At 69.8% G+C, this 10,451-nt stretch carries 11 protein-coding genes and 1 pseudogene; 3 read left to right on the plus strand and 9 right to left on the minus strand.

Features of this window, described 5'->3' with window-relative positions:
- Positions 1 to 137: 137 nt before the first annotated feature.
- Positions 138 to 524, plus strand: coding sequence for a restriction endonuclease (locus tag OTB19_RS31325; protein ID WP_267802060.1), 387 nt, complete (start codon positions 138 to 140; stop codon positions 522 to 524).
- A 174-nt stretch (positions 525 to 698) separates the two neighbouring features.
- Here the strand turns inward: OTB19_RS31325 and OTB19_RS31330 are convergent, their stop codons facing one another.
- From OTB19_RS31330 to OTB19_RS31370, 7 genes and pseudogenes are all read right to left on the minus strand, one after another.
- Positions 699 to 1,223 (minus strand): MarR family winged helix-turn-helix transcriptional regulator, encoded by a 525-nt coding sequence (locus OTB19_RS31330; protein WP_267802061.1) that lies wholly within the window; start codon positions 1,221 to 1,223, stop codon positions 699 to 701.
- 63 nt (positions 1,224 to 1,286) lie between these two features.
- Positions 1,287 to 1,760: an STAS domain-containing protein gene (locus OTB19_RS31335; RefSeq protein ID WP_267802062.1), complete on the minus strand. Its 474-nt coding sequence runs from the start codon at positions 1,758 to 1,760 to the stop codon at positions 1,287 to 1,289.
- An 83-nt stretch (positions 1,761 to 1,843) separates the two neighbouring features.
- Positions 1,844 to 2,533, minus strand: a pseudogene (locus tag OTB19_RS31340) (cobalamin B12-binding domain-containing protein); the annotation flags it as partial.
- A complete protein-coding gene (locus OTB19_RS31345; protein WP_267802063.1) occupies positions 2,530 to 4,128 on the minus strand; it encodes a PP2C family protein-serine/threonine phosphatase in 1,599 nt (532 codons plus the stop codon). The pseudogene OTB19_RS31340 and the gene OTB19_RS31345, both read right to left, overlap by 4 nt.
- A gap of 476 nt (positions 4,129 to 4,604) precedes the next feature.
- Complete coding sequence (locus OTB19_RS31350; protein WP_267802064.1) at positions 4,605 to 4,733, minus strand: hypothetical protein; 129 nt, start codon at positions 4,731 to 4,733, stop codon at positions 4,605 to 4,607.
- A 498-nt stretch (positions 4,734 to 5,231) separates the two neighbouring features.
- On the minus strand, positions 5,232 to 5,489 hold the full coding sequence (locus OTB19_RS43755; protein ID WP_420716955.1) for a hypothetical protein: 258 nt from the start codon (positions 5,487 to 5,489) through the stop codon (positions 5,232 to 5,234).
- A 1,145-nt stretch (positions 5,490 to 6,634) separates the two neighbouring features.
- Positions 6,635 to 8,206 (minus strand): alpha/beta hydrolase, encoded by a 1,572-nt coding sequence (locus OTB19_RS31370; RefSeq protein ID WP_267802066.1) that lies wholly within the window; start codon positions 8,204 to 8,206, stop codon positions 6,635 to 6,637.
- A gap of 288 nt (positions 8,207 to 8,494) precedes the next feature.
- Here OTB19_RS31370 and OTB19_RS31375 point away from each other — a divergent pair, with 288 nt between their 5' ends.
- Together OTB19_RS31375 and OTB19_RS31380 are read left to right on the plus strand one after the other, a co-directional pair.
- Positions 8,495 to 8,923 (plus strand): DUF3592 domain-containing protein, encoded by a 429-nt coding sequence (locus OTB19_RS31375; RefSeq protein ID WP_267802067.1) that lies wholly within the window; start codon positions 8,495 to 8,497, stop codon positions 8,921 to 8,923.
- 64 nt (positions 8,924 to 8,987) lie between these two features.
- Entirely contained in the window at positions 8,988 to 9,236 is a 249-nt protein-coding gene (locus OTB19_RS31380) for a hypothetical protein (RefSeq protein WP_267802068.1), read from the plus strand.
- Between the two features lie 205 nt (positions 9,237 to 9,441).
- On the opposite strand, the gene OTB19_RS43440 is transcribed toward OTB19_RS31380, so the two are convergent.
- Entirely contained in the window at positions 9,442 to 9,642 is a 201-nt protein-coding gene (locus OTB19_RS43440) for a hypothetical protein (protein ID WP_324290556.1), read from the minus strand.
- A gap of 502 nt (positions 9,643 to 10,144) precedes the next feature.
- Complete coding sequence (locus OTB19_RS31390; RefSeq protein ID WP_324290557.1) at positions 10,145 to 10,312, minus strand: hypothetical protein; 168 nt, start codon at positions 10,310 to 10,312, stop codon at positions 10,145 to 10,147.
- Positions 10,313 to 10,451 lie beyond the last annotated feature (139 nt).

Here is a 10,451-nt window from a genome sequence, read left to right on the forward strand (position 1 = left end):
GATACGTCTCGGGGCGGCCCGCCGGTTCAGGCGGGCCCGCCCCGAGGACCGGAGGCGACCCCAACTTCGGCACACGAACGACCCACGTGTCGTTCGTTCACACATGCCGACCGCCACGACGACACATCGAGGCACTCATGATCAGCACACCCAAGGCTCAGCGCGACCCCGAAGACCTGCTCGGCCCGGCACCCTCCCTCGACCGCGGCCCCTACGAAGCACTCGTGAGGGCGGTCCTCGCCTGGAAGTCCTCGCACCTGGACGACTGCGACCACGAGCAGATCGCCCTCCAGATGACCGAACACGCCCGCGTTGTCGCCGCCGACGTACGCCACCACGCCCTCCGGCTCCCCGACAACGACGGCAGGCGCGCGTTGGCCGAGGTCGTCCTGGGCGACGCCGAGCGCATCCTGGCCGAACCACTGGAGGCAACCGCGGCGTGCGTACAAGACCGGGCGCGGCTGATTCGTGCCCTGTACGCCCGCCTGGACCGGCTCACCGCCGCCTTCGCCCCGCCCGCCTGAGCAACGACGGCCCTGGCCTGGCGTCCGGTGCGATCTCGGCCCACTCACGCTCCTGCTCACCCCTCGGCATCCGGGGCCTCAGGCGCGCGCATCCGCCGTAGACCGGGCGCCCGCACTCCGGCCCTGAAGTGGGGCTTTACCTGACGCACGCCGTCGAGCAGGCGGATCTTCGTGCTACGCGCTTTCGGCCGCTTCGTGCGGCTTCGGGGCGAGCCCGGTGTCCTGACCGACGAGGAGCATGGGCGTCTTGACCAGGGCTTCCTGCAATCCCGCGAGGACATCGGTCAGTGCGGTGCGCTGGTGGAAGGGCATGGTGGCGAGCGCTTCGATCAGGAGTTCGTCGCGGCAGGCGCGGATCCGGGCCAGATGTTCGCGGCCCGCGCCGGTGACGGAGAGCATGACCTCGCGGCCGTTGTCCGGGCAGGGCAGACGCTCGATGAAGCCGAGGGCCTGGAGGCGGTCGACCAGGCGGCACACCGAGGGCGGCGCTGCTGACAGGAGACGGGTGAGGGCCCGCATGCGGATCCGGTCCTCGCTCTCGACGATGTACATCACGCGGAGCTGGGAGACGGGGACGTAGGGGGGTGGGATGTCGTTGCGGGCCTGTTCCCACAGGATGTCGAGGAGTTCGACGATGCGGCCGGCCTGACGGGCGGCGGCATGGACGGGGTCGGGGGTGTGGGGGGTGCTCTCTGTCATGCGTTTTCCCCGTCCGAGGGGTTGGGTGTGGGTTCCGGCTGTCGGTGTGCGCATGGTCGGGCGTCAGGTACGAGTGTCGGGCCCGGTCGGGTGTGGCTGCCGGCCGGGGTTCTCCAGGGGTGCGCCGTCCTCTGACGTATGACGATATGCCATGCGTTGGGGCTCGGCGTGAGCGCCGGTCTGGCCCGGGCCGCGGGGGACGAGGTGGTCCAGGACGCCGGTGATGGTCAGCATTCGGTCCAGGGCGGGTGTGCGGGCCTCCAGGTGGAGGGTGACGTGCTCGGCGGTGGTGCGGCGGTGGAGCATCAGCAGCATGGCCAGGCCCATGGAGTCGATGCCGCCCAGGCCGCCGCAGTCCAGGTGCAGGGAGCGTAGGCCGGGGGTGTCGGCGAGGTGCGCGGTGACGGCGGTCAGGAAGGCCTCGGAGCTGTCGAAGTCCAGGAACCCGTGCACCTCCAGGCGCAGTACGTCCTCAGCGGCGCGGTGGCAGGGGATCAGGCGCAACGGGGTGGAGTCGAAACCGTGCGGCGACGTCATACGGTGGTCCTGGAGTCGGAGGCGATCACGGACCCTGCCCCGGTGAGGCGGTCCGCGGCCTGGTCGAGCATGAGGATGGCCCGGGGAAAGTCCTTGAGGGGTTGGTGCGCGGGCGCGGGCAGCGCCAGTGGCCCCTCGTCGAGTCGATCCGCGGCGGAGCTCGCGTCCGGTGCCCAGGCGTCGGCGCCGAGCAGCCGAGCGTAGCGGCCGTCACGGCCGAAGGTTGCCCCGCCGACCAGAACCGGGGTACCGGTGGCCTGGACCGCGGTGATCGCGGCGTGTGCGGCCGGCAGGCGGGTGGCGATCGAGCTGGAGAGCGCCACCACCTTGGGGCCCCTCTGGTGTATCCAGGAGATCAGGTGGCTGGTGGGAACCTGCGCGCCGAGGTAGTCGACCGTCCACCCGCGCAGCGCGAGCACCTCGGCCAGAAGACGGGCGGGCAGCCCGTGCCATTCCCCGTCCACGCAGGCCACCACCGTGCCCCGGCCGGCCGAGGCCGGGGCGGCGCAGCGGCGGGAAAGAGCGGCGATGACCCGGTCGTTGACGGCGGACGCGGCGTGCTCCTGGGCGACGGTGAGGCGGTTGGCCGCCCACTCCTCGCCGACCTTGCGCTGGACGGGGGCAATCAGGTCCAACAGGACGCGCTCCGCCGGTATGCCGTCCTCCAGCGCGCCGAACACCGCGTCGATGGCCGCCTGCTCCTCACCATGGCAGACCGCCTCCCACAGAAGATCGATTCGGTGCTCGCGCGAGGCGGTGGCTATGAGGCTCATGAGGTGAACCTGCCCCGGGTATGGCCGCCCACCGCACTGAGGTGGTGCGCGCGGGGAGCGCCGATGACCACGACGGCCATGTCGTCGTGCGGCCCCGATCCCACCCACTGGCCGACGAGCATCTGCACATGCCGCACGATCACCTCGGCCGGCATTCCCGCACACTGCGACAACGCCTGCCTGAACCGCTCCTCACCGAACATCTCCTCACCCAGCGGTCCACCCCGGGCCTCGGTGAGACCATCGGTGAACAGCACACAGAACTCACCGGGCGCCAAGGTCTCCCACGTGGTCGTCGCTGGAGCCTTGGGGAAAACACCGACCAGAGTGCCGCGCGAGGCCGCTTCCTCCACGACGCCGTCACGTCGCACGATCACGGCGGGCGGATGCCCGGCGCTGGTCACCCGAAGCCGCACCGACCCCGCCTCGCGCACCGCCGAGGCCATCACGAGCGTCGCGTAACGGGTGTGGTGCGAGTTCAGGAGCGCACCGTTGAGGAGGTCGATCATCCGCTGATGATCGTCGGCCATCGGCAGCAGTGCCTCCAGCGTGTTGCGGATCTTGCCCGTCAGGACAGCGGCCTCCAGTCCCTTGCCACAGACGTCGCCCAGCACGGCAAAGGAGGCGTCGCCCTCGGCCTTGCCGGGATGGACGTCGTAGAAGTCGCCGCCGATCCGCTCGTTGTCCTTCGAGGGACGGTAGCCGCCGGCGAAGTCCACCCCCGCGATCTGGTGCAGGACCGGCGGCAACAGGTCTTGCATCAGGGTCTGGGAAAGAGAGGACTGCTCCGCGTACAGGCGGGCCGCGGACAACGCGGCACCGGCGCGGGCCGCGAAGAGACGGGCGATGACCTCCTCGCCCTCACTGAACACCGCCCCCGAACTGCGCCGCAGAAGGATCAACGCACCGGCGGGCACACCGTGCCCGGGCAGCGGCGTCACGACGATCGAACCGACCGGGCCGAACCCCTCGGGAACCACCCAGTCCGGCGCGGACGAGGGCTCGATCCACTGTGAGGGAACGGGCGGGAAGCCCTGGAGCGCCTCGGCCAGACCAGGAACCTCCTCCGGGCCCGCGTCCCACCAGGAACGCCTCGGTGCGCCGTCGCGCAGGCAGGTGACGACCGGCAGTCGGCTTCCGCTGCGCGGCGCGATGACCAGCGCGGCGTCCGCGAGATGTTCCGCCGCGAGTTGACCGGTCACCTCCATGCACCGCTCCAGGTTCAGGGAGGAGAGCAGGGTGTTGGAGGCCTCGGCGAGGAACGCGGTCCGCTCACGCTCCACCCGCAGGTCCTCCCGGGCCGACCGCAGGTCGGTGTCGTCCACGAGCCACCACACGACGTCCCCGTCGTCCTGCACAGTGGGATGAGCCTCGAAGCTCCGCTCTCCCACCTGACCCGACAACACCGTGTCCTCATCGCGTCCCGCTGTCACCCGGCGCGCATGGCCGTCAGCCAGCCAGGAAGGCACGCTTCCGGTCAGGGGACCACCGGAGCGGAGGTCGGGGAACGCTCGGGTGGCCTGCGGGTTCGCGTGCCGGACCGTGCCCGAGGCGTCCGCGATCAGGACGGGGTGGGGCACGTACGTCCATGCCATGTGGGACGGAGCGTCAGCGCTCGCGCCATGGACCTGCTGGGTGGAAGTCACAACCAGGAAGGCCCGCTACGCGAACCCCTCACCTCATCCGATCGATGTATTGCCGTGCGGCAACCATCGTCCATATGCCCCCTCCCCTGCAACCCCACCCCTCACCGATACCCGCCCCGAACAGGCATTTCGCCCGCGGTCTCAGGCCCAAGGGCACCGCATCAACGCTGTCGCTCCACACGCGAGGAGCGGCCACACCCGAGGGAAGGCACAGGTCAAGGACCTGCGGCAGGCTTTCTGCGATGCAGTCGCCGAGGCGCCTGGGGCGGCGTGTGAAGAACCTGAGGAGAGACCCCACGGCTCACATGAAACGGACCAAGCGGACAGTTGGCCGGTCGTACTCGCCGTGGATTCATCGCACCCCGCAATGCGACACCGCCGGCTCGCTGCCGCCGCGGCATGGGCGTCGCGCAGTGGGGGAGCGGTCAGGCCGGCCGCAGTTCGGCGCTGACCGTCTTGCCACCGCCGTGGCTGCGAACATCGACGCTCACGTGACCGCGGTCGTCGCGGGATCCGGAGCCGCGGCTGTCATCGGCTTCTGGGGACGCGTTCATACCGTCATCGCCTGCCCATGGCCATGCGCGACATGCCACGACTCACCGCTTCGGGCACCGGACGTGGGCTCAGCACGCCGGCCGAGGTTTGAATCACGGTTGTGCGGGCACGAAGGCGCACACGTCGTCTGCCCAGGGGGGGATCCATGTCTCAGACCGCCAGGATCACCAACACCACCAGTGCGGTGGAGACCCCGAGGTCCGCCGCACCCGGAAGCGGACAGCACGCACAGAACCTTCCCCACATTGACAACGCCCGTCAGGTGGCGCTCGCCGACGCCCGGGAACTCTCCCGCCTGTTCCTGGTCCGGCTGCGGGCTCTGGAAGAGGGAACCCGCGAATACCAGTACACGCGCAACACCCTCATCGAGATGAACATCTCACTGGAATGCCGAAGAGCTCTTCGTCCCGGTCACACCGACAGGGCACGGGACATCGGCGAGATCTTAGTAGTCCTCGCACCGACGGTGTGCTGTCACGGGACAGCGGGCGCTCGGCTCACGTCTCGCCCTGCCCGTCGATCACACCGGTCCGCCGATGCCCAGTGTCTGACGGTGCGTGGTGGCCTGTAGGTGGCCCCGCCGGCAGGAGCACTTCGTGCAGGGTGATGGGCGCGCCCCAGCTGTCACCGCTGCGCACGGTGTATTCGAGGGTGTGTTGCGGGAAGGGCACTGCCGGGCCGGTGGATTCGACCTTCAGCGCGTGGTGGCCGTCGCCGTTGAAGTGGAGCTCGGTGTACCCGCGGTGGCTCAGCACGGCGAGGGTGCGCTGGTCGAGAACCAGGCCGCGTTCGCAGGAGAGGTCGTCCTCGTTGCGTCAGATGGAGATGAACGTGGCGAACATCCCCAGGGCCTCCAGCATGATGCTGCCGATTGACGCCCGCGTCGACGATGGCCCCGCTGAGCTGCCACTGCCAGGTGTTGAACAGCTCATCGTTCAGATTCTGCATCGCGGTCTGAAGCCTGTCGTACCGTCCGTTCCACCAGCCACCTTTTCGGCAGCACGGTCGCGCAGCCGGTCGTGGAACTCGGCGACCGGACCCTTGTCCCGTCTGCGCCGGAAGAAGGCGCAGCCGCGGTCCCATGTGGGGAAGTCCGCAGGCACCGCTCTCCTTCTCCTACGGCGAGCAGGGCAGGCGGCTCCGCTCCGGTATGGCCGACGCAGACCACACGGGATGTGTGGTTCCCGGCAAGGCACCCCCGATCGCGAAGACTCCGCCACTCGAAGCGGTGAAGCGGCCACGTCACCGCCGGCCCCGTCGGTCGGCCGCGCGGACCGGCGACTGCAACGTGCCCGCTCGGCCGTGCAACTCGGGCACTGCAACACACCTCCGCGTTGCAGCCCCTGACCTGCCTGAACCGGCAACGGTCGGCCTGGTTGCCGCGTTGCAGCCCGTGCTGCACCCTGTCCGGCGCCCCAGGGCACGGGGAAGGCCCCGGGCGTCAAGCCCGGGGCCTCGGATGCAGATCTGCCTCAGGGAGCGGTCACGCCCACTCCACTCCAAGCTCGCGCAGTGCGTCCCGCTGCTGCTGGTCGAGTTTGTGGCATCGAGTCTTGGTGTTGGAGACTCATACGCCAAGCTTCACGGTCGCCGGCTCAGCCTCGCCTTCGACCGCTATCGGCTGCCGTGGGTGGTCCTTGGGACCGGCCGGTGGGCGCCTTCCCGCGCGACCCACTGCGTGAGCGCTGTCAGGCCCCGTTGGAATGCCTGCTGTGCTTTGCTCGGCCCCTTTCGCGTGACCGTCCGAGGGGGCGGGGGAGGGTGTCTGGTCGGGTTCCCGCCAGATGTTCGTCTCCGAGCACACCGTGCAGGACCACCTCAAGTCGGTGTTCGCCACGACCGCGACGAACAACCGCAGAATGCTGCCTGCCCGCGCACTCGGAACGTGAACCGCGGGCTGCTACCCCGCCTGCTTGACGCAGGTCCGGTCCCTCGCCGGCAGCTTCCCGGTGGCCAGGTACCGGTTGACCTGGTCGTCCACGCACGCGTTGCCGTAGCGCCCGAAGAGGGCGTGCCGGTTGGCGCCCTCGAGGGTGACCAGCCTGGAGCTCGGCAGCTGCTTGTGCAGCTCGACGCTTCCCTTGTACGTGGTCCGCGGGTCACCGGTGGCGGCGACGATCAGTGCAGGAGCATCGCGCCGTACCCGGGTGGGCTCTTCGCGCGGAGAGTCCCAGAAGGCGCACGGGTTGATGTTGTTGGTCAGAGCGCCGAACAGCGGGTGCCCGGTGCGGTTGCGCTCGATGTCCCGCCAGTAGAGCTCGGGATCGCGCGCGGCGGCCACGTCCCCGCAGATGACGGCGGACTGCGCGCCGGTGGGCTCGCCCTCACCGCGCAGCACGTACCGGAGCTCCGGGACGAGCATCGGCGGTACCGTCGTCGGCCGGCCCTCCGCGGCTTTGGTCAGTACGGAAAGCAGCTCGCCGAACGACGCCCGCGCCGGTGCGGTGTCGTCCGCGATGCCCGAGAAGAGGAGGAGCGGCACCTGGCTGTCGTCGATCCGGAAGGCATCGGCGCCGGCGCCGATGGTCAGCGGACCGCGCGCGGCCGCCGCGACGATGCGGTCGACGGCGGCGAGCACCTCGGCGCGGCTGCGGCCGAGGCCGTAGGTGTCGTGGTGCTCCGCGGCCCAGGCGGCCCAGTCGGACAGCGCCTTCTCGTTCTCGCGCTCGGTGCCCTTCAGCAGCCGGGGGCGGTAGTCGCTCGGGTTGATCGCCCCGTCCAGCACCATCCGGTCGTGGCGGCCGGGGAACATCTGCGTGTAGACCGTGCCCAGGTAGGTGCCGTACGAGTAACCCAGGAAGGAGATCTTCCGCTCGCCGAGCGTGCCGCGGATGACGTCCATGTCGCGGGCCGTGTTGCGGGTGGTGATGTGCGGGAGCACCGCGGCGTCGGTGGCCCGGCACTTGTCGGCCAGGCTCTTCTGCAGGGCGACCTGGCGGTCGAAGCCCGCCCGGCCGGTGCCGGCGGACAGCCAGGTCATGCCGACGGGCAAGCCGCAGTCCAGCGCGGTGCTGCGCCCGATGAAGCGCGGGTCGAAGCCGACGATGTCGTAGCGCGCGCCGACCTCCTTCATCGACGCGCGGGCCTGCGGCGGGGACTGGAGCGCGGGACCGCCCGGACCGCCGTTGTTGAGGAGGATCGCGCCGATGCGGTGGCGGGTGTCGGTGGCCTTGAGCCGGGAGATCGCCACGGTGATCGTGCGCCCCCGGGGGTCGGCGTAGTCCAGGGGCACGGTCACGTCCGCGCACTGCACGCCTGCCTGGTCCAGATCGCGGCCCGTGGTGTCGTCGGGGCCCTTGATGCAGCTGCCCCAGCCGAGGTGCTGGCGGTAGTACCGGTCCAGTCCGGCCCCGGAGCTGTCCTGGGCGGGGGTCTCGGCGGCCGTGGCCAGGACGGGGGAGGACGTGAGGCAGGCGGCGAGGGTGAGGCCCACGGCCAAGGCGCGGCGTGCGGCGGGGCTGACAGTGGTCACCGGGTCTCCTTGAGCATCGTCCGCTTGGTGTGATCGCATGCCCCGAGGCTAGGAACCCGCCCTGGTACGGCACATCGCCCAAGGGCACGAGGACCCACCCCTGGCCCGGGACCTGCGTCCCGGCCCGGCCTCCTCCTTCGGGAGGAGATCGTCGGCGGGGCTGCGCTGAGGTCCGTCCCGGCCACGCGCCTGCCGTAAGGGGGAGATCGCCGCACTGGCATGCTGTCAGGAGTTATTCGGCTCCAGAATCGAGATGGCCCTGTGTCTGCTTCCCAGATCCTCTTGCTCTTGGCATCGGTCTTCACCGCCGCGGGGTCGGTTATCGGCGTCGTCGCCTCCCTCAAGATCCGACGCGTCCGGTTCCTGCTGAGGGAGGGCACTACTGCGCGGGGCGTGGTGACCCGTCTTGAGGAGACCCGGATCGCGCCGGCCTCGGATGCCGGGAGCACCAGCCGGAGCGTCGGAACCACCGTGTACTACCCGGTCATCACTTGGAGTACGGGCGACGGCCGTGTGATGGAAACCAGGACGGACATCGCTCGACCCAAGGACAGGACCCTACGCGTCGGTGCCCGCGTCGAGGTCCGATACGACGAGGCAGACCCGTCACGCTGGACCCTCCCGGCCGAGGGCACCCCCTTCTGGTGGCTGTTCAGCGCCCTGGGCGCGTTGTTCGTCGCGATGGGGCTGGGGTTCGCCCTAGGGGGCCTGTCGTAAGGGGCTTTGACGTGCGAAACGTTCGCGAAACACCCGGGTCCGGACCGGTGTTCCGTGGCGGGACGTGCCCGCCGAGTACGGGCCGTGGGGCCACTCCTACGCCCGTGAACGGAAACTGCTGATGGTGCGACTGGTTGCCAACCTGGTAGCGGAACTGGGCTGCCGCCGGCCCACCGTCCTCGCCGAGCAGCTCGTGACCCTCGCGGACGGCGCCGCCAGCCGCGCCATGGTGCTGGACGAGGCGGACTACGGCCGGTACGCGCGGACGGCGGCGGAGATCCTCCTGGACAATGCGCTGCCGGCCACGGACTGACGGGCCCCGCCGAGTTGCCGGGTTGCCTAGGGCTGTTGTTCAGGCCCCGTCGTTCGACCGAGGGGCAGGCGGGACTTTCGTCATACGACCTCGGACCTTGTCCGGCCGATCATGGGACTACTTCGGGCCCGTGTCGTCGATGTGGGCATGGGGCGGGGTGATCTCACGGATGCCGAGTGGGAACGGCCGCGACCGTTCCTGCCGGTCAGCAATAAGCGTTGTGGCGGAGTGCCGCATGATCAAGTCGTGAATCGGGCCCGTGGTCCTCGTCTCCCCGGTCATGAAGAAGATGATCACTGTGGCCGCGCTGGTCCTCGCCGGCGTTGCGCTTGCCGCGCCCGCGCACGCCGACAGCGACTCGAACTTCGGTGGCGGCGTGCGCGGGCGCGAACAACTGGAACTTCACGGCCGCGGCCGTGTGCCTTCAGGCAGTCGCGGTGGTGCCCGTCCTCGGTAACTGGGTGGGTGACCACGCCGACAACTGCTCCAACGGCAACGGCAGTGGCGTCGCCTTGCAGGCACACCTCGGTTTTCACGTAGTAGTACTTGTGGTCGGCGTAGGCGGTCCACTTCTGGCAACCGTGAGGCGGCCGGGGCGCCGCGGCGGAGGAGGCGGAAGGAGCGCCGGACAAGCCCATGGCGCACGCCGTCAGGAACGGCAACAGGACGCGGGAGGGGAAGGGTGGCTTCACCTGTACAGCAACGATGACACCGAACAACGTCACCGGCACTTGGGACGGACCCGGTTGCTGCCGTGGTTGCCGCTGCTTTGCCCGAGGCTCGTACGAGTGCCCACGGCCCGGACCGCGACGCGGGTGTCGTCGTACGGTGGAGTGCCGGGTCGGCGTCACCTTCATTGGGCTGCTGCGCCCGGTCGTAGGCGCGCTGTTTCTCGGCCGGGCGGCGTGTCAGGGCCTGTCGGGTGGCCCTGTGTCGGGGGTGGTGGTCGCTGTCGGGTGGGTGCGTGGGAGCAGGGCGGCGGCTGCCAGGCCGCCGACACCCACGACGGCGAGGGCGACCATGGCTGTCGCGTATGCGCCGGTGCTGAGCCCCGAGACCAGGATCGTTCCCGCCACGGCTGTTCCCAGCCCTCTCTGTCAAAGTGACTCAAGCCAGGCATACTGGATGATTCATTGAGTTGAGGGTGGAGAAGGAGTAGTGCCCACAGTGGCCAGCACTGATGACCACGGGATACCGGATCCGCAGGTAGAACCC

It is taken from the genome of Streptomyces sp. H27-H5, assembly GCF_026627505.1.
Taxonomy (GTDB): Bacteria; Actinomycetota; Actinomycetes; order Streptomycetales; family Streptomycetaceae; genus Streptomyces.

What these genes read in the sequence shown, in the direction of transcription:
- OTB19_RS31325 (WP_267802060.1), top strand. Translation starts at nt 138, where the DNA reads ATGATCAGCACACCCAAGGCTCAGCGCGACCCCGAAGACCTGCTCGGC.
- OTB19_RS31330 (WP_267802061.1), bottom strand. Translation starts at nt 1,223, where the DNA reads ATGACAGAGAGCACCCCCCACACCCCCGACCCCGTCCATGCCGCCGCC.
- OTB19_RS31350 (WP_267802064.1), bottom strand. Translation starts at nt 4,733, where the DNA reads ATGAACGCGTCCCCAGAAGCCGATGACAGCCGCGGCTCCGGATCCCGC.
- OTB19_RS31335 (WP_267802062.1), bottom strand. Translation starts at nt 1,760, where the DNA reads ATGACGTCGCCGCACGGTTTCGACTCCACCCCGTTGCGCCTGATCCCC.
- OTB19_RS31345 (WP_267802063.1), bottom strand. Translation starts at nt 4,128, where the DNA reads ATGGCATGGACGTACGTGCCCCACCCCGTCCTGATCGCGGACGCCTCG.